General features: G+C 63.7%; 6 protein-coding genes. 4 read left to right on the top strand and 2 right to left on the bottom strand.

The genetic code is table 11. From position 1 onward, the window contains the following. Window positions 1-3 precede the first annotated feature (3 nt). A complete protein-coding gene (locus BCM02_RS17705; RefSeq protein WP_148930442.1) occupies window positions 4-10,428 on the top strand; it encodes a non-ribosomal peptide synthetase in 10,425 nt (3,474 codons plus the stop codon). 32 nt (window positions 10,429-10,460) lie between these two features. Further along, window positions 10,461-18,602 carry a non-ribosomal peptide synthetase gene (locus BCM02_RS17700; RefSeq protein WP_187434276.1) on the top strand — a complete coding sequence of 2,714 codons (8,142 nt, stop codon included), beginning with the start codon at window positions 10,461-10,463 and terminating at the stop codon, window positions 18,600-18,602. Between the two features lie 164 nt (window positions 18,603-18,766). On the opposite strand, the gene BCM02_RS17695 is transcribed toward BCM02_RS17700, so the two are convergent. Then, on the bottom strand, window positions 18,767-19,192 hold the full coding sequence (locus BCM02_RS17695) for a helix-turn-helix domain-containing protein (protein ID WP_148930440.1): 426 nt from the start codon (window positions 19,190-19,192) through the stop codon (window positions 18,767-18,769). A 148-nt stretch (window positions 19,193-19,340) separates the two neighbouring features. Here BCM02_RS17695 and BCM02_RS17690 point away from each other — a divergent pair, with 148 nt between their 5' ends. Together BCM02_RS17690 and sda are read left to right on the top strand one after the other, a co-directional pair. Continuing rightward, complete coding sequence (locus BCM02_RS17690) at window positions 19,341-19,538, top strand: XRE family transcriptional regulator (RefSeq protein ID WP_148930439.1); 198 nt, start codon at window positions 19,341-19,343, stop codon at window positions 19,536-19,538. 24 nt (window positions 19,539-19,562) lie between these two features. Then, the gene (gene sda / locus BCM02_RS17685; RefSeq protein ID WP_246183441.1) at window positions 19,563-19,766 is read left to right on the top strand and encodes a sporulation histidine kinase inhibitor Sda; all 204 of its coding nucleotides are present in this window, start codon (window positions 19,563-19,565) and stop codon (window positions 19,764-19,766) included. Window positions 19,767-19,857: 91 nt separating this feature from the next. Here sda and BCM02_RS17680 read toward each other — a convergent pair whose 3' ends face one another. Further along, on the bottom strand, window positions 19,858-20,265 hold the full coding sequence (locus BCM02_RS17680; RefSeq protein ID WP_148930437.1) for a DUF6855 family protein: 408 nt from the start codon (window positions 20,263-20,265) through the stop codon (window positions 19,858-19,860). Window positions 20,266-20,444: the final 179 nt, after the last annotated feature.

The raw sequence follows: 20,444 nt of genomic DNA, 5'->3' as shown, positions 1-20,444 counted from the left end.
CCGATGCTCGACCTGGATATGTTGTCGTGGGACCGCGAACAGAACGAAGCCGCCCGGATCGAGGAGGTCTCGCTCAAGGACATCGCGATTATCGGCATCTCCGCGCAGCTGCCGGAAGCCGAGGACGCGGAGCGGTTTTGGGAAAAGCTGCGGGAGGGCAAAGACTGCATCGCCCCTTTCCCGGCCTCGCGGAGACAAGATGCGGAGGCCTACCTTAGACGCGCAGGCTTGTCGGAAGAAAAGGTCTCGTATTATGACGGCGCGTTCCTGGGCGAGATCGATAAATTCGACCATGCCTTCTTCCGGCTGTCGCCGAAGGAAGCGAGCCTGATGACGCCGAACCAGCGGCTCTTCCTGGAACAAGCATGGCGGGCGATCGAGGACGCGGGGTACGGCGGCGGACTGCTGGACGGCAGCCGCACGGGCGTGTACGTCGGCTTCAACAACGACACGATGCACGATTACAAAAGCCTCATCGCCGACGTCGATCCCGAGCTGCTATCGCTGGCGGTGCCCGGCAATCTCTCTTCGGTCATCGCGGGACGGATTTCGTACCTGCTCAACCTAAGAGGGCCGGCCGTCTGCATCGACACCGCTTGTTCCTCCTCGCTCGTCGCGCTTCATGCGGCCTGTCAGGCGCTGCGCGGCGGCGAATGCGACATGGCGATCGCCGGCAGCGTGAAGATCGCGCTGCTGCCTTTCGCTCACGAGGTCAAGATCGGCATCGAGGCGTCCGATTGGCGGGCGCGGACATTCGACGACCGCGCGGACGGCACCGGCGCCGGTGAAGGCGTCGTGGCGATGATGCTCAAGCCGCTCGCCCGCGCGCTTGAGGATGGCGACGCGGTGTACGCGGTGATCAAAGGGAGCGCCGTCAATCAGGACGGCAGTTCGGTCGGCTTGACCGCGCCGAACGTCCGCGCGCAGGAGGACGTCATCGTCCGGGCGTGGGAGGATGCGAACGTCGATCCGCTGACGATCTCCTACATCGAAGCCCATGGCACGGGCACCAAGCTGGGCGATCCGATCGAGGTCGAGGGCATTAACCGGGCGTTCGGCCGGTACACCGACCGGAGGCAGTTCGTGGCCGTCGGTTCGTTGAAGACGAACATCGGCCATCTCGACCACGCCGCGGGCATCGCGGGCGTGCTCAAGGCGGTGCTCGCGATGCGCCATCGGCAGATCCCCGCCTCGCTTCATTTCGTCACGCCGAATAAACAGATCGACTTCGCCGATTCGCCGGTATACGTGAACGCGGAGCTCGCCGACTGGGAGACGAACGGTCAGCCGCGCCGCTGCGGCGTGAGCGCGTTCGGGATGAGCGGCACGAACTGCCACGTGGTGCTGGAGGAGGCTCCGGATCGGGAAGACCGCCGGGAAGGGCTGACCCGAACGGAGTCGTCAGCCGAGCGGGAGACTCGCGAGGGAGTACGGTTCGTCTTTCCCCTCTCGGCCAAGAGCGAGGCGGCGCTCGACGGCCTGATCCGCGCCTATTTGGAACCGTCTGCTCGGCTTGAAGGCGTGTCAATCGCGGATGCGGCACATACGGCGCAGACCGGACGCTGGCACTACCGGTTCCGTGTGGCGATCGTGTGCGACTCGATCGAGACGCTGCTTACGAAGCTGCGCCGCTTGACCCAAACGGGGCTGCGAACGGATAAATCGGCTGGCCTCTATTATGGCGCTTCCGAGACGAGGGAGAGCGAGATCCGTCAGGCGGAAGGGTTGCTGCCGGATGAACTGGCGGCGCAATATGCGGACGGGATGCGGATCGATTGGAAGCGGCTGAACGCGGACGTGAAGCGGAATCGGGTGCATCTGCCGGCCTATGCGTTCGAACGGACGCGCTGTTGGCTGGATCTGGCCCCTTCGGCGTCGACCGGCGTGCTCGCGTTGGCGGACGGACAGGAAGATCGTTATACGCAGACCGAACGTGTCATCGCGGCCGTCTGGGCGGAGACGCTCGGAATTGAGACGCTCGATGTGCAGGAAAGCTATTTCGCGCTGGGCGGCGATTCGATTCTGGCGATCAAAATCGTCAACCGGCTGCGGCAGGAGCATGGAATGACAATGCTCGAGGCCGCGCATCTGATGCAGTACGACACGGTGGCCGATTTGGCGAAGTACGTGGAAATCCGCGGCGGCGGTAAGCCGATTCGCGCGGCAGACGGACGGCAGACGGGCATCGCCGCTCGTCAAATCGACGGCACGTCAACCGACGCCCGCGCCGTCGTGACCATACCTGAGCAGGCCAAGCGGCTCTACTATCCGCTGACTCCTTCGCAGCGAAGGGTGTTCGTGCAGGAACAGCGCGGCGCGTCCGGCACCGGCTACAATATGCCGCTCGCGTTCGCGATTACCGGCGAACTCGAGCCCGAACGGCTGCTACAGGCGGCCAGCCTTCTCGTGCGCCGGCACGAAGCGTTCCGTACCCGGTTCGATTGGCACGACGGGGAACCGGTTCAAATCGTCCAGGAAGCGGCCGAGGCGGACCTGCTGAAGGCGCAGGCGGGCAGCGCGGAAGAAGCGGACGGGATTGCGCGAGGCTGGATCCGGCCGTTCGACATCGGCCGCGCGCCGCTGCTGCGGGTTGGATTAATTCAGCTTCCGGAGGGGGAGCAGCTGCTGTTCCTCGATCTGCACCATCTGATCGGCGACGGCGCTTCGATCGGCATCGTCATGAACGATTTGCTGCGACTGTACCAAGGCAATGAGCTGGAGTCCAATCCGCTGCCGGTCCGTTATACCGACTTTGCCGTTTGGTATCAGGGCTGGATGGCGAGCGAGGAGGCGAAGCGGCGGGCCGACTATTGGCGGGAGAGCCTGGAAGCTCCCTTGCCCTTGCTTCGGCTGCCGCTCGACCGCAATCGGCATGTCGTCACGCGCGCCTATGCGGGCGATACGATCCCATTCGCGGTATCGGCGGAGTTGACGCAGGCGCTCGCAGGGCTGGCGGGCGGACAGCAGCTAACGCTTAATTCGCTTCTGTTCGGACTCTTCTCGCTGCTCGTCAGCCAATACGCGGGCCAGACGGAGGCGATGATCGGCACGGTCGCGGCCGGACGGCCGCTGCCGGAGCTCGAAGGGCTCGTCGGCATGTTCATTCATTATTTGCCGGTGCGCGTCCGAACCGGAGACCGCGAGACGCTGGCAGATTACTTGCAGGCGACGAACCGGTCGCTGCGGGAGGCGCTCGCGCACGAATACCCGTACGACGCGATGATTCGCCAGCTCGCCGGGAAGACGGACCCTACTCGCAACCCGTTCTATGACGCGATGTTTATCTATCACAACGAGAGCGGATTGAATGCGCTGCAGACCGGCAGTCTCGAGGCAGCCGGGCTGCGCGTCGCCGACTATCCGCTGCCGCAGGAAGTGTCGCCGCTGGATGTGAAACTGGATGCCTATCCGCAGCCGGACGGCTCGATCAAGTTCGCGTTCAACTACAGCACGGAGCTGTTCGACCGCGGTACGATGGAGCGTTTCGGCCGCCTTTGGATGACGCTGCTCTGGCGTCTGGCGGAGGAGCGGGACGCGCTGCTTGCCTTCCCGTTGTCCGAACTCGCGTTGTGGTCCTCGGAAGAAGAGGAGGCCCTGCGCGCCAAACGCGACAACAACGATGTGCCGACCGCAGGGATTGCGCCTGCGCTAGAGCCGGAATCGAAGCCTCTGCGCCTACTCATCGGCGCGACTTTCACGGCTGATGGCATCGGCAGGCATATCGAGGAATGGACGGAGCGCTTCGGCATTGATCTGCACGCGGAGTATGCGCCTTACAATCAGGTGTTCCAGCAGCTGTTGGACGGCGGGAGCGAATTGGCCGCCAACGATGGGGTGAATGTGATTTTCGTCCGGTTCGAGGATTGGCTGGGCGAAGCCCGGACGAGCGCGGCGGCGGGCATTCGGAAGCTCCAATCGCTGTATGACGAACTGATCGAAGCCATTGGCCGGGCGCCGAAACGGGTGCCGATCGGCGTGGCCGTCTTCCCGGTTACGCCGCACTTGGGCATCCCGGGCGAGCTGGCCGTCGCCATTCGGGAGACGCAAGCGAGGCTGCTGCTCGAAGTCGAAGGGATGGAGCGCGTGTTCGCCGTCGACTGCACGCGGGCGGCCGATGACTATGGCATCGCGGAACCGTTCGACGCGGTGAAGGAAGCGGCTGCGCACATGCCGTTCAGCGAAGCGTTCGAGGCGGCGATCGGCGCGACCGTCGCGCGCCGCATCGTCGCTTGGCGTCGCCCGCCGTTCAAGGTGCTCGCGCTAGACTGCGACAATACGATTTGGAAAGGCGTGTGCGGCGAGGACGGCGCGCTCGGCGTGGCGATTACGGAACCATTCCAGGCGGTGCAGCGCCAGGCGCTCGCGCTTCATGATGCCGGCGTGCTGATCGCGCTGTGCAGCAAGAACAACGAAGCCGACGTCTGGGAAGTGTTCGACCGCCATCCGGATATGCTGCTGCGGAGGGAGCATATCGTGCACGCGGCCGTGAACTGGCGGCCGAAGCCGGATAATATCCGGGCGCTGGCCAAGCAGCTTAATCTCGGGCTAGACAGCTTCATTTTCCTCGACGATAGTCCGGTCGAATGCGCGGCCATGATAAGCGAGCTGCCGGAAGTGCTGACGCTCCGGCTGCCGGATGACCCGGCGCGCATCCCTTCTTATCTACGGCACGTCTGGGCGTTCGACCGCTGGAAGACGTCCGAAGAGGATCGGATGCGGACACGGTTGTACAGATCGGAGTCGCAGAGGCAGGAAGCGAAGGAGCAGGCTTCTTCGGTGGATGATTTCCTGAGGAGCTTGAGTCTCGAGATGAGCGTAAGCCCGATCGTGCCGGCACAGCTCGGCCGAATCGCGCAGCTGACGCAGCGTACGAACCAATTCAACTTGAATCCGGTCCGACGTACGGAAGCGGAGCTCGCGCGGTGGCTGAGCGAGCCGAAAGTCGCAGGCTGGGCGATCGAAGCGCGCGACCGGTTCGGCGATTATGGACTTGTCGGCGCGCTGGTCGCGGAGTCGCGGGACGAGACGCTGCGCATCCAGGCGTTCATGCTAAGCTGCCGCGTGCTGGGACGCCGCGCGGAAGACGCGGCTATCGCGAGCGTGGCGCAGTATGCCGCGGATAAAGGACTTCGCCGTCTAGAGGCGTGGTTTGCCCGGAGCGCGAAGAACGATCCGATGCTGGCCTACTTGGAGCGCGGGGGATGGACTCGCGGGCGCGAAGAAGGCGGCATGACGGTGTTCGCTTACGCGATCGACGACGTCCCGGCTGCGCCGGCGTTCATCGCGCTGTCCGAAGCATCGCTCTCGGTAAGCGGCGGCCTGGCTCGGTCTGAGCGACCTTCGCAAGGGCGAGGAGACCATTCCGCCGATTCCACGAGCGCTGCCGACTCGGCGGCATCGGCTGCCTTGCTTGAGTTAGCCGCAACGCAGGTCGATCCGCGTGTCTTCGGGGAACCGGGACCGTGGCATGCCGAGCCTATCGACTCGGCAGGACTGCTGCACGCAGCCTATTATGGGCCGCTGCGTCATCATACGGAGCGCTCGCTGCTAGAGCTAGCCGCGGCGCGTCCGTCGGCGTCATCGGCCGGCGTTCGAGGCGAAGATGCGCCAACCGCCGATTACGCATCGCCCATAGGGGAGACGGAGGGAACGCTCGCGGAGCTATGCCGAGAGCTGCTCGGCCGCCCGTTCGTCGGCGCGACCGACGATTTCTTCGCGCTTGGAGCCAGCTCGCTGGATGCGGCGGCATATATGTCCCGCATTTACAAGCGGCTTGGCGTCCAAGTGTCGTTCAAGGAGCTGTTCGAATTCCCGACGGTGCGAGAGCTGGCTCGACGGCTCGACGGCCGGGCCGAAGAGGCGGGGACGGAGTCGGCAGTCGAGCCGACGCCGGCGGTTGTAATGGACCTCTACCCGGTTAATTCCGCGCAGAAACGGTTGATGATGATCACGCAGCAGCCCGGCGGGGAGAAGGCGCTCTATAATGTGCCTGGCGCCGTGAAGCTGACCGGGCCGCTCGATTGGCTTCGTCTGGACGAAGCGCTGCGGGGTCTGGTCGCCCGGCATGAGGCGCTGCGTACCGTCTTCGAGTGGAAGGACGGAGCGCCCGTCCAGCGGGTGCGTCCGGAAGCGCAGCTCGACATCGAGCTGTACGAGGCGGAAGACGAGGAGGCGATCGCGGATATCGCGCGCGAATTCGTCCGTTCTTTCGATCTCGGGCAAGCGCCGCTCGCCAGATCCGGCGTCGTGCGCTTAGGCAGCGGAGGGACTCGCCACTTGCTGCTATTCGATCTTCACCATCTGATCGCCGACGGCGCTTCGATGCAGGTCATCATCGAAGATTTCGCGGCGCTCTATGCGGGCGTGCGTTTGCCGGAGCTTGCGCTTCATGCGAAGGAATTCGCCGCGCGCGAGCAAACATCGCTCACGGCCGCGCGGAAGCGGGATCTGGAGCGGTACTGGTCGGAGACGGTCTACGCCGAGGAGCCGCCGGCGCTTCAGCTGCCGACGGACTATCCGCGCCCCGCACTCCAGCGTTATGAAGGCGCGCGTCATTACGAGATGTGGGATGCGGATCTGGTCGCGCTGGCGAGAGGACTTGCCGCCGAGACCGGAGCGACGCTCTTCATGGTGCTGCTAGCCGCGTTCAACGTATTATTGGCCAAATACGCGGGCCAAGAAGATATCGTCGTCGGCACGCCGGCCGCGGGACGGACGCATCCAGGCGCGGAGCGCGTCGTCGGCATGTTCGCCGGCACGCTCGCGCTTCGGAACCGGCCGCGCGGAGACCTATCGTTCAAGGCATTCGTCGCCGCTGTTAAGGCGCATACGATCGAAGCCTTCGAGCATCAGGACTATCCATTCGAGGAGCTGGTCCGGCAGCTGGATCTGCCGCCCGATTCGAGCCGGCATCCGCTCTTCTCGGTCATGTTCGTGCTGCAACGCAGGCAGCGCGCCTCCCTTCTGGAAGGGAACCTGTTCGCCGAGCCGCACGATCTGCCGCAGCGGCTCTCCCGCTTCGATCTGACGCTCGATGCGGCGGAACGCGAGGAAGGGCTGCTGCTGGGCTGGGAGTATGCCGCGAGCTTATTCCGCCCGGAAACGGTGAAGCGCATGGCGGGGCACTTCGCTCATATTATCCGGCAAGCTGCCGCCGATCCCGGGCTGCCGATCGCCCGTCTTGAACTGCTGACCGAGGCGGAATCGCGGCAGCTGCGTAGTTTCCAGCCGGCGGAGCCGGATTATGATCGGACGCTCACGCTCTCTCGCGCCTTCGAGCGGCAGGCCGCGTTAACGCCGGACCGTATTGCAGTCGTCAGCGGCGGCCGCGAGGTCCGCTATGCCGAGCTGAACGCTTGCGCGAATGAGCTGGCCGCGCGATTAGGGGCCATGGATGTGCAGGTTGGCAGCAGCCGCGTCGCCATCCTGATGGACCGTTCCTGGCAAATGGTCGCGACGGTTCTGGCCGTCTTGAAAGCCGGCGCCGCCTATGTCGCGATCGATCCGGAATATCCGCAGGATCGCGTTCGCTACATGTTGGAAGACAGCGAGGCCATACTGCTCGTCGCGGAGGAACGGTATTGGGCGCGCTTCGGTTGGAGCGGCAAACGGTTGTCTGCCGAGGATTTCTTCGGCGAAGGCGACCCGGGTTCACGCCCAGATCCGGGTAATCCGGAAGCTGTCGGCAGTCCGCAGGATCTCGCCTACATCATCTATACGTCCGGGTCGACAGGCGCGCCGAAAGGCGTCATGGTCCCGCACCTGGGCATGCTCAACCTGGAACAGTTCTTCAAGCATGACTTGGGTATTCGCCCTGAGGACCGCATCGTTCAATTCGCGAGCGCATCGTTCGACGCATCGGTATGGGAGACGTTCATGGCGCTGCTGACGGGCGCCTCGTTATCCATCGCGGCCAAAGAAACGATCGCGAGCTTCTCGCGGTTCGAGCGCTTCCTGAACGAGCAAGGCATCACGGTCGCGACGCTGCCGCCTACTTATGCGATCGGCCTTACGCCTTCGCGGCTGCCATCGCTTCGCCTGATCGTGACGGCAGGGTCGGCCGCTTCGCCGGAGCAGGTTCGCAAGTGGACGCCTCATGCGGCGTACGTTAATGCTTACGGGCCGACGGAGACGACGATCTGCGCGACGTGGTGGCAGGCGGACGCTCGCGTCGTCCAGCAGGAGGGAAAGGTGTCCGGCGCCGAGTCAGGCATTAGCGCCGAGGCTTCAGGCGAAGCTTCGGTGCCGATTGGCCGGGCGCTGCCAAATATGCGGGCTTATATCGTGAACGCATCGGGGCAGCTTCAACCGATCGGCGTGCCGGGAGAGTTGTGGATCGGCGGCGACGGCATCGCGCGGGGCTATCACGGGAAGCCGGAGCTGACGGCCGAGAAGTTCATCGCGAGCCCGTTCCGCGCAGGCGAACGGGTGTACAAGACGGGTGATCTGGCCAAGTGGCTCCCGAGCGGCCACATCGAATATTTGGGCCGAGCCGATCATCAGATCAAGCTGCGCGGCTTCCGTATCGAGCTCGGCGAGATCGAACAGGCGCTTCGCGCCTATCCGGGCGTACGCGAGGCCGCGGTTATCGTGCGGCGCAGCGAAGCGTTGGGCGAGCATCTATGCGCTTACTATACGGCGGAAGCAGATGCTGTCCTTAAGCCAGCCGAGATCCAGTCATACGCGGCGGCGAAGCTGCCGGCGTACATGGTGCCGGCATTCGCCGTGCCGCTCGCGGCCATGCCGCTGACGCCGAACGGCAAGGTGGACGCCAAGTCGCTGCCGGAGCCTGACGCGGGAACGGAAGTCAATGAGCAGCCGCATCTTCCGCCATCAACGGAGACCGAAGCCGTGCTCGCGTCGATGTGGGAGACGTTGCTGGGCGTATCGAGCCCGGGCGTCGACCGGTCCTTCTTCGAGCTCGGCGGTCATTCGCTGAAGGCGGCGGAGCTGCTCGCCGCCATTCATGAGCGATTCGGCGCCGACCTGGCATACAGGCAAATTTTCGAATCGCCTACGATTCGGGAGCTTGCGGCTGTTATCGATCGGCAGGAAAGCCGCGGAGGGCCGGAGCAGATCACTTCCGTTCCTCGCGGCGACCTGCATCCGCTCTCGGCAGGGCAACGCCGGATCTATCTGGAGAGTCAGCTGCCGGGCGCCGAATATGCGAGCCATATGCCGAGCGCGCTTCTCGCGGAAGGCAAGTTGGATGCGGAGCGGGCGGAAGCGGCGCTGGCCGCGGTCATCGGCCGCCACGAAACGCTGCGAACGAGCTTCGTCATGCACGAAGGGATGCCCGCTCAGCGCGTTTCGGCGGCGGTCGATTTCCGGCTGGAACGCCTGGAATCCGCGCATGACGCGATGGACGTCGATGACTGGATGAGCCGGTTCGTGAGGCCTTTCGACCTGACGGCCGCGCCGCTGCTGCGCGCCGGCATCGTCCGGCTTGCGCCGGAGCGCCATCTCCTGCTCTTCGACATGCATCATATCGTATCGGACGGCTTGTCGATCGGGAATCTCGTTCGCGAGTTCGCGCTACTATACGAAGGCGGGGAGCTTCCGAAGCTTCGCATTCAATATATCGACTACGCGGCATGGCAAGAGGAGCGGTTCGCCGCGCGCCGGGAGAAGCTCGAGAGATACTGGCTCGAAGCGTTGGCCGGAGAGCTTCCGGTGCTGCGGCTGCCGGAGGATTACGCGCGCCGCTCGTCCCGGAGCCGAGACGGCGGTTCGGTCGCCTTTGAGCTGGGCCGAGATTTGGGAGATCGGCTGAGCATCCTTGCCGCCGAGCGCGGCTGCACTGTGTACATGGTTCTCCTTGCCGGGTTCGCCGCGCTCCTCACCCGGTATTCGGGCCAAGAGGATCTCGTCATCGGCACGCCGGTGTCCGGACGGGAACATCGGGATGCCGCGTCGCTGATCGGCATGTTCGCCGGCACGGTGCCGCTGCGCTGCCGCCCGTCCGGCGGAATCGCGTTCGCGCGTTTCTTGGACGATACGAGAACCCGGGTGCTGGAAGCGTTCGAGCACGGAGACTATCCGTTCGAGCTGCTCGCCGAACGGCTGGCGGTCCGCCGCGAACCGGGGCGTCACCCGATTTTCGACGTCATGTTCGCCATGCAGGATCCGGACCTGCTCGCCTCGTCCATGTCGGACTTGACGCTCAAGCCTTGCGAGCTTGCGCGGCGAGGCGCCAGGTTCGACGTCACGCTCGACTTTTATAAAGAAGACGGCGTCTGGAAAGGCGCGTTCGTCTATGCAGAAGCGCTGTATGCGCAAGGCACGATCGAGAAGATGAAAAACCGGTATCTCGCTTTGCTCGGCTCCGTCGCCGAATCGCCGGACCTTCCGCTCCAAGATATTCCGCTTGGCGGGAATGAGCCGGATGATGCCGGCCAAGCGTGGGAGTCGCTTGATTTTGCGTTCTAGAGACAATTCCTATCAATCGGGGTGTGATGTTCATGAGAACGGTATTCGAGAAAGAACGCGCGTATTGGAGCGGACGGTTTACGGAGGCGGATTCGCTGGCGGCGCTGCCTTGGGGCAAGCCGGCGGCGAGCTTGACGGACGGGGCAGGCGGCGGAAACTCGGCAGGCTCGCAGATCGTCCGGACGTTTCCGCGGGAGACGGGGGAGCGGCTGACGGCCATTGCCAAGGGCTCGCCTTCGGCGCTCTATCTGCTGCTTCTAACCGGCCTCCAAAGCTTATTCTACAAATATACGCACGACGAGACCGTTATACTGGGCGTCCCCGCAACCGCCGGACCGGACTTCGATCGCGCGGATAACGGCATCCTGCTCGTGAAGACGATGTCGACCGGTTCCAGCACGCTCCGGACGCTGCTGCATGCGACGAAACAGGCTGTCGGCGAGGCAATGGCGCATCGCGGCATACCGTTCCGGGAAATGGCGGAAGGATTGGCTTACCGATCGGATGAGAGCGGCCGGCCGATTATTCCGACGATCGCCTCGCTGGGCGAGCTCCATCCGTCCGCTGCGGCGGCCGAATTCGGCTTCGACCTTCATTTCCGGTTCGAACGCAGCGGCGAGGACCTGAAAGTTCGGCTTACGTACAATGAACGGCGCTATGAGAAAGATCAGCTGTCGACGGCGCTGGGCCATCTGTTTCACTTGTATGACGCGCTCGCCCGGAACCCGGACCAAGCGCTTGACGCGATCGAAGCGATGCCGCCGGCGGAAGTCGCGATGATGCGCATCGGCTGGAACGACACGGATACGCCTTACGAGCGCGGTCATACGATCCATCGGCTGTTCGAACGGCAGGCGGAACGAACGCCCGATGCGACGGCGGTGGCTTTCGGCGGCGCGCGGTTGACGTACCGCGAGCTGAACGAGCGGGCCAATCGCCTTGCCCGGACGCTCCTTCAAGCGGGCGCGGGACCCGACAAGCTCGTCTTGGTCATGGCGGACCGCGGCCTTGATCTCGTGGTCGGCTTGCTCGCCGTCTTGAAGTCGGGCGGCGCCTATGTGCCGATCGATCCGGAATTTCCCGAGGCGCGCATCCGTCACATGATCGAGGACTCCGGCGCGGAGCTGCTCGTGGCGCATCGGGAGCTTGCTTCAACCGTCGCGTTCGACGGCGCCTGTATCCTGCTGGATGATCCGGATGCATACGCTGCGGACGGCGCCGATCCGGAGGCGATGTCCGGCGCCGATGACCTCGCGTACGTCATCTACACGTCCGGCTCCACGGGCAAGCCGAAGGGCGTCATGATCGAACATCGGGCCGTCCATAATTTCTTCGTCGGCATGGCGGACCGCATCCCGTTCGAGCCGGGCGCCGCGATATTGTCGGTCACGACCTATTCGTTCGATATCTTCGTGCTGGAGACGCTGCTGCCGTTGACGCTGGGCATGACGGTCGCCATCGCGGACAAGGAGCAGCAGGCCGACCCCGGCTTGCTCGCGGCGTGGATCGCGTCGCAGAACGTCCGCATCGCGCAAATGACCCCTTCTCGCATGAGTTTGCTGTTGGCGGACTCTCAAGGACGCGGGGCGGTCGCCGGGCTGGGCTGCATCCTGCTCGGCGGCGAAGCGCTTCCCGCGCCGCTGCTGGCCGAGCTGCGAGAATCGACGCAAGCCCGCGTCTTCAACATGTACGGGCCGACGGAGACGACCGTATGGTCTGCCTTGCATGAGGCTGAGGGCGATGACGATACCCGCATCGGGAAACCGATCGCGAATACGCAGATCTATATTATAGGGCCGACCGGGCAGCTGATGCCGACCGGGACGGCCGGCGAGCTGTGCATTGCCGGCGACGGGCTGGCGCGAGGCTATTGGCGGCGGGAAGACTTGACGGCCGAGAAATTCGTGCCGCATCCGTTCGCGATCGGCGAGCGGATGTACCGCACCGGCGATTTGGCAAGATGGAAGCCGGACGGCACGCTCGAATGCCTGGGCCGGCTGGATCAGCAGGTCAAAATCCGGGGATACCGGGTGGAGCCGGGCGACATCGAAGCCCAGCTTCTCGCGTTGGACGGAGTACGCGAAGCGGCTGTCGTCGCCCGCGCGGACGAGGGGGGGACGAACTCGCTGTACGCCTACTACGCGTCGGCGACCGACATTCCCCTCGCGCGGCTTCGGGCGCATCTAGGCGAACGGCTGCCATCGTATATGGTGCCGTCCGGGTTCATGCGGCTGGATCGGCTGCCGCACACGCCGAACGGCAAGCTGGACCGCAAAGCGCTGCCGGCGATCGAGGCGTCCGCGCCATCGCATCCGGCATCTGTCCCGTTAACCGCCGAGCAAGCGCGGCTTGCGGACATCTGGAGAGACATTCTGCGCGTGCCGAACGTCGCGGCCACGGATCATTTCTTCGAGATCGGCGGCCATTCGTTACGCGCAGCGGCACTGCTGCAGCGCATCTACGAGCAGACGGGCGCGGCGCTGACGTTCCGCGACGTGTTCGACCATCCGACGCTCGCGGAGATGGCGGACGTCATTGCCAAGGCCTCGCGCGGCGGAGGAACCGTTATTCCGGCCGCGGAGCCGGCTGACTATTATCCTTCCACATCCGCGCAGCGACGGCTATACGTACTCAGCCATCTGGACGGGGCCGCGGCCGGTTATAACATCCCGATGGCGCTGCGCATTAATGGGCCGCTGAAGCGGGAACGGCTGGAGTACGCGTTCGGCGAGCTAATCCGGCGGCACGAGGCGCTGCGCACGAGCTTCGATACCGTGCAGGGAGAACTCGTGCAGCGGATCCAGCCGGAGGCCCGGCTGATCGTTGAATATGCCGCTGCGAGCGAGGAAGAAGCCAGAGAGCGGGCGCTCGCGTTCGTCCGGCCGTTCGACTTGCGCCGCGCGCCGCTGCTGCGCGTCGGCGTCGTCGAGCTTGCGAGCGAGCGGCATCTGCTGCTCATCGACGTGCATCACATGGTGGCGGACGGCGTATCGATCAATCTGCTGGTAGAAGAGTTTACGCGTATCTATGCGGGGGAACCGCTGGCGCCGCTCCGCGTGCAATATAAGGATTACGCCGTATGGCGGCAACGGCAGGAGCAGACCGAAGCGTATGCGGCGCACGAGCGGTTCTGGCTCGAGACGTTCGCGGGGGAGCTGCCTGTGCTGGATTTGCCCACCGATTACGCCAGGCCTGCGCTGCAACGGTTCGAGGGCGATCTGATCCGGTTCGAGATCGGGGAAGCGTTGACCGCGCGCCTGGTGACCTTCGCGGCCGAGAGGCAGGCGACGCTGTATATGGTCATGCTGGCAGCATTCTCCGCGCTGCTTGCCCGCTACAGCGGAGCGGAGGACGTCGTCGTCGGCTCGCCGGTCTCGGGACGGACGAGCGGCGACACGCAGCGCGTCATCGGCATGTTCGTCAATACGCTGGCGATGCGCAGCTATCCGGCCGCGCGCAAGCCGTTCGCCGACTACTTGCAGGAAGTGAAGGCGATGGCGCTCGGCGCTTACGAGCATCAGCACTATCCGTTCGAGGAGCTGGTCGGCCGGCTTCGGCTGGCGCGCGACTTCAGCCGCAATCCGCTGTTCGACACGGCGTTCGCGCTGCAGAACATGGAGGGCCCGCTGCCGGCGTGGAGCGGGTTCGAGGCCGAAGATTACCCGTTGTCCCACGCGGTGGCGAAGTTCGATCTGGCCTTGACCGCGATTCCGACGGAAGGGCGCCTCGCCTGTATGCTCGAGTACAGCCGTTCCTTGTTCGAATCCGAGACGGCGGAACGGCTGGCGGCCCATTACGCGAACCTGCTGCAGGCGATCGTCGACAATCCGGAACAGGCGATCGGCTCGCTTAATTATATGAGCGAGGCCGAGACAAGGCGGATCGTGGAGACGTTCAACGCGACGGAAGCCGATTATGACCGGGCGCAGACGTTGGCGGGCTTGTTCGAGCGGCGTGCGCGGCTCGAGCCGGAGGCGGTCGCGGTCGTATGCGAGGGTCGAGAGTGGACGTACGGGAAGGTGAATGAGCGGGCGAACCAATTGGCCCGCCTGCTGCAGATAAGAGGCGTCGGAGCGGAGACGCTTGTCGCGGTCATCCTCGAACGTTCCGTCGACATGATCGTCGGCGTGCTTGGCATTTCGAAGGCGGGCGGCGCTTACGTGCCGTTCGAGCCGCAATTCCCGAGGGAGCGGATCGAAGGCATCATGCGCCGTTCGAGCATCGCGTATGTCATTTCGCAGACCGAAGCCTTCCGCCCGTTCGAGGCGTTCAAATGGACGCTTCCGCAGCTGCGCGACATTATCTTGTTGGATGAAGAAAAGCCGCACGCGGAGCCTGAGCGAATCGACGCCGAGCAGGTGAGAGCGTTATGGGATTACGTCGCCCGCAGCGCGGAAGGCCGGGTGCAGGAAGGCGGTTTCGTTAGCAGCTATACGGGCGAGGCGTTCCGCGAGGAAGAGGTCGATCGCTATGTCCGTCACGTGACCGGCTTGATTAAGCCGCATCTTGACGCTTCGTCCCGCGTGCTCGAAATCGGCTGCGGGGCGGGTCTCATCATGTTCGAGCTGGCCGGAGGCGTCGCCTCGTATGTGGGCATGGATCCTTCCCCGCATACGCAGCAGCGCAACCGCGAGCGTTTGGCGAGCGGCGGATATCCATCCGTTTCGCTGATAGAAGGGTTCGCGCACGAGACGCAAGGCTTGACGGACGCCAGCTTCGACGCGATCGTCATCGCCAGCGCGGCGCAATTTTTCCCGGGGTACAGGTATTTGGAGGCGGTCATCGCGGAATGCCGGCGTATGTTGGCGCCCGGCGGGCTGCTCGTCATCGCTGACGTGCCGGACGAGGAGCGCAAGGAGACGTTCCGGCAGTCGCTCGCGGATTTCGCGCGCGAGCATCATGGGACGTACGAGCCGACGTACAACATGGATAAATTGTTGTACGCAAGCCGCGGCTTCTTCGAATACGCGGCAAGCGCGGCAGGGGGACTGAGCGTAGAGCCGGCCATTGAACGCCGGACGGACGATTTCCCGAACGAGCTGCAGTATCGGTTTGATATTATCATGCAAAGAACAGACTTGGCGGTCGCACAGCCGGCGCCAAACGTGCGGGAATGGACGGGTTGGCATCTTGGCGGATACGAAACGGCCGATCCCGCCTGCCCGTCGACGGCGGATCAGCTTGCCTACGTCATCTTCACCTCCGGTTCGACGGGGACGCCGAAAGGCGTCATGGTGAAGCACCGGCCGGTCGTCAACCTGATCGAATGGGTCAACAACACGTACGGCGTCGACGGCCGGGACCGGGTACTGTTTATGACGTCGCTCTGCTTCGACCTGTCGGTATACGATATTTTCGGCTTCCTGGCCGCCGGGGCGTCGGTCCGGATCGCCACGAGGGCGGAAATTCGCAATCCGAACGCGCTTGCCGCCATCTTGCGGGATGAGCCGGTCACGTTCTGGGATTCCGCGCCGGCTGCGCTCCAGCAGCTCATGCCGACGCTTGCGGCGATGGGCGAGGCGGCAGGCGCTTCCCGTCTGCGGCTCGTCTTCCTGAGCGGCGACTGGATTCCCGTCACGCTGCCGGAACGGCTTCGGCAGGTCATTCCGTCCGCGCGCGTCATCGCCCTTGGCGGCGCGACGGAGGCGACGGTCTGGTCGAATTATTACCCCGTCGGCGACGTGCAGCCTCATTGGGCGAGCATCCCGTACGGGAAACCGATCCAGAACGCGCGCTACTACATTCTGAACGACGCGCTTATGCCTTGTCCGATCGGCGTCAAAGGCGCGTTGTATATCGGAGGCGAAGTGCTCGCATCCGGCTACATGCACCAGCCGGAGCTGACGGCGGAGCGGTTCATCGACAACCCGTTCCACGACGGGAAGCTGTATTGGACGGGGGACATGGCCCGCTGGCTGGACGACGGGAACATCGAATTCATGGGCCGGGTGGATCATCAAGTCAAAATTCGCGGCTATCGCATCGAGCTTGGCGAGATTCACGCGCAGCTGATCAAGCATGCGGCCGTCCGCGAGGCGGTCGTGCTCGACCGGCCCGATCCGCACGGCGCGAAATGCATCTGCGCTTACTACGTTTCGGAGTCCGGCCTATCGCCGGCAGAGCTTCGCGCTTATGCGGCCAGATGGCTGCCTTCCTATATGCTGCCGTCGTATTTCGTGCCGATTGAAGGCATCCCGCTGACCGCCAACGGCAAGGTCGATCGCGCCGCACTCCCCGAGCCGAACGCGGCGGTCTTGCTTGCCGCGGCGGACTACGCGGAGCCGCGCACGGACGCCGAGCGGGCGCTCGCCGACATCTGGGCGGAGCTGCTGGGCATAGAGCGGATCGGCATTCACGACGACTTCATGGCGCTCGGCGGCGATTCGATGAAGGCGATCCAGGCTGCCGCCAAGCTGGAGGAGCGCGGCTATCGGATCGATATCGAGCATCTGTTCCGCTACACCCGGATCGCGGAGGCGGGCGCCTACGCGCAGCCGATCGCGGAAGCGCCGGCCGAGCCGGCCGAGCTACCGTCGCTCCTGCCGGTACAGCCGCGTTACATCGATTTCCTGTATTGCACCGAGATGGAGGTCGTCGCCGTCGCCGACTGGCACGGCCGGGGATCGGCCGGCATGTTCGCCGATACGTGGACGTTCGGCTATACGCCGAATGCTTCGCCTCGGCTTGGCGCATGCCTAAGCGAGCTTCAACGCTTCGATCCGCTGCTGCTCGAGCGGTATCACGGTCTGGCGCTGGAGGATCGTACGATCGCCGATTTCGAGCTAGCCGCCGCGGACGTACTGGAGCAAATCCGCCAAGGCAATCCCGTACTGACAGCGGTCAAGGCGAACGCCATTCCTTGGGACGGCGGCTTCGGCAACCCGGACAATACGCGCATCCATGCGGCGACGATCGTCGGCGCGAGCGACGACGGCGAGACGTTCTACTGCTCGGACAGCTGGTATAGCAAATACGCGCATCCGCTGCCTAAGGCGGATTTGCGGGCGGCCTATTTGAACCATGCTATCATGCGCAAGACGCGGGAAGCGGCGGAGATGGCGGATTGGCGCGCCGTCGTGTTGACGCACGCGCCTCGCCCGAAGGGCGAACGATCGCCTTTTGGCCACATGCGCGCCTTTGCGAAGGCCGTTCGAACCGGTCTTGATTTGGCCGTCGAATGGGGCGATTCGGGCACATGGCACGACGCGCCGCTCATCCGCACCATCTTCGATCTGAGCACCGGACGAATGATGTTCGCGGGCTTGCTGAGGGAACTGGCGGCGCGGGATCGCGTCCCGGCGCTCGTGCGCATCGCCGACGGATTGGAAGAAGCGAGCAACCGGTGGCGTTCGATCAACAAAATTCTCGTGCGAGCCAGCGTGAATCCGACCGATGAGCGTCACGGCGAACGGCTGGCCGCCAAGCTGGAGGAAATCGCGGCGTTCGAGGAGCAGCTCGCGGCCGAATTACGGAATATCGCCGAGACCCGCGAAGCACCTCAAGCGTTAGGGGTTGAGGAGAGCGGCCGCGGAGCGGAAGCCGGCGTGCCGACGCAAGGGGCAGAAGATTACGCGTACGCGGTTGTGCCGCTGGAAGCATACATGAACGACCAAGGCTTCGGCAGTCTCGCCAGCGGCCGGGCCAACCTGACCGGCATGGGGACGTATTTCCTGCCGGATGATGCGATTACGGTCGAAGGCTTCCGGGTGGACGATCGTCCGTTCGGCATCGCCGACCTTATCGACGGACAGAACGACAACATCTCCTGTCACGGTCAGATCATCCGCCTGCCGCAAGGCCGCTACGACGAGATCGCGCTGCTCGGCTGCAGCGAATGGGGCAATTACATCGAGCCGTGCACGGCGGTGTACAAGGATGGGACGAAGGAAGTATTCCGGCTCCGATTCACCGACTGGACGGGTACGCCGCGTTTCGGCGAGCAGATCGCATGGGAAGGACGGATCGCCGAGCGCAACGAGATCCGCACCTTCGTCATCGATCAGCCCGGACGCATCTTCATGCAGACGTACGCGCTCGACGGGCGGAAGGAAGCGGCGACGCTGCAGCTGCCGTACAGCCCGGGGATGCACATCTTCGCGATCACGCTGCGCCAGTCGCAGGCCGCGCTTCTTCCGGATGCGGATCCAAGCCTGCCGGAGGGCATGCGCGCGTAAGGACGTCAATGTGCGCCCGCAACATTCGCTATATACAACAACGGCCCGGCCTTCGCATCGCTGCGAAAGCCGGGCCGTTCAATCGTTATCGGGGTTTGCCGGAGCGTGGATGGCCGCGCATGCCGACGAGTCAATTCGAGTGCGGCGACAAGGCGGCAAACGGCCTACTCCTTCTTCGGATCAGCATCAGCATCTTCGGTATCCGTCCGATCGCGCTGTCGATCCAGACTCGCTTCCCGGTCTCTCCGGTAGCCGCTGAACGCCAAATATTCCGCGATGAACGCGCGCTCCTTCTCCGGCAGCTCGCTGAGCCGGCAATCGAGTTGCCAGTTTGGCGCAAAAAAATAAGGCTCGCGGCTCTCGCTCACGCGTCCGTGGCGCGCCCGGAATTCCGCTCCGGTCATGAGCCAATCGAGGCTGACGTCGAAGAAAGCGGCGATCTCGATCAGCTTGCGGGCCGATGGGGCGGAGGCATTGCGTTTCCAATCTCCGAAATTGCCCGTCGAGATATTCAACTGCTCGCAAAACGCTTTCTTCGACATGCCTCGTCGCGCGATGAGCGATTCGATTCGTTCGTAAATAGTCTGCATAGGCCGCAATCCCTCCAAAAATAGGGCGAAACACGTATTTAAGTAAAATTTAGGTTGAATGATGACGTAACTACGTTATAATGAGAAAAACCGATTATGAAAAGTATAGCATATCCGGCAAGCGTGCATAAGCAGGGAGGGATCGGCGGTGAAGCGAACGAGACCGATTACGCCGTTCGGCTGGGCGATCAAGCGGCGGCTGGCCGAGCTCGAATTGGATCAGAAGGAGTTCTGCCGCCGTTACGATATCCCCGCCTACCGGTTGTCGAATTTGATCAGCGGCACGCGCAAGGCCGAGCAGTATAGGAAGTTGGTAATGGAGGTATTGGACATTGCAGACCAATAAGCGGGCGGGCCGGACGTGCCGGCCATGATTTCGCCGAGAAGAGGAAGAGACTTGCTGCTCGGCCGGTTCTCGAACGAGGCGGTGCTGGAGACGTATCGGGAAGCGAAGGCCCTTCGGCTGGATCGGGATTTCATCGGCATGCTCGCAAGGGAGATTCGGCGCAGGCGGCTGGCGCTCCCGGTAAGCGTAGAGAAGCATGTCGTACGCGAGAACGACAGTTCCAACTAGCGGTGTTGCGCCGCGCGATCGCCGAGCCGCGCGTCATGACGATGATTAGAGAATTGCTGCAAGCTCGATACGTATATTCGGCTTGCCTCACCTATAGGGCGCGCATCCGATTGTTTCTCGGGTTGTGCTCGACCTCGGCGAGGCCGAGCGCCTCCATCAGCGGCGGGATGTACATGCCGAACCGGCCGCGGAATCCCTTCTTCAGCCCGTACCACCCCCCGTTCGGATTGTCCGCCGCGCGCCCCCACGCCTCGACGGTGCCTTCCTTGGCGGGCTTCTGCTCATCCGCGCTACCGAGCTCCATCCAGTCGCCGTGCTGCTTTAGCATCGCGTGCAGGTCCGCCAGACAGCGGTAGTCGTAATGGAGCACGGTTTTTCCGACCGTACAGACCAAGATCTCGCGTCCGTCTTTCTCGTCCTTATACATGTCGTATTCGGACGTTTGGGGCGGCGTTTTTAATTTCCACGGGTTTTCTTTCGTTCCTTCAGCTGCGGTCATGGGCGATTCTCCTTCGTTCAAATGTATAGGTTCGTGAATAGTAAATGCGCGCAGGCATCAACGGCTTAGTCTGTACAATTATCGCGACCTTATACTTCATTCGTGCTTCGCGAACCGTTACCTTCCTACTACGCGTCGGCGTCAATGAATTCTCAGGGCGATTACATTAGGAGGGACCA

The sequence above is a fragment of the Paenibacillus methanolicus genome (genome assembly GCF_008124765.1).
In the GTDB taxonomy this organism is placed as follows: Bacteria; Bacillota; Bacilli; order Paenibacillales; family Paenibacillaceae; genus Paenibacillus_Z; species Paenibacillus_Z methanolicus.
This window is presented reverse-complemented; position numbering and strand designations above follow the sequence as displayed.

Bases quoted from the DNA above. Each gene is read 5' to 3' on its own strand.
- BCM02_RS17705 (WP_148930442.1), top strand. From the start codon at position 4: ATGCTCGACCTGGATATGTTGTCGTGGGACCGCGAACAGAACGAAGCC.
- BCM02_RS17700 (WP_187434276.1), top strand. From the start codon at position 10,461: ATGAGAACGGTATTCGAGAAAGAACGCGCGTATTGGAGCGGACGGTTT.
- sda (WP_246183441.1), top strand. From the start codon at position 19,563: ATGATTTCGCCGAGAAGAGGAAGAGACTTGCTGCTCGGCCGGTTCTCG.
- BCM02_RS17695 (WP_148930440.1), bottom strand. From the start codon at position 19,192: ATGCAGACTATTTACGAACGAATCGAATCGCTCATCGCGCGACGAGGC.
- BCM02_RS17680 (WP_148930437.1), bottom strand. From the start codon at position 20,265: ATGACCGCAGCTGAAGGAACGAAAGAAAACCCGTGGAAATTAAAAACG.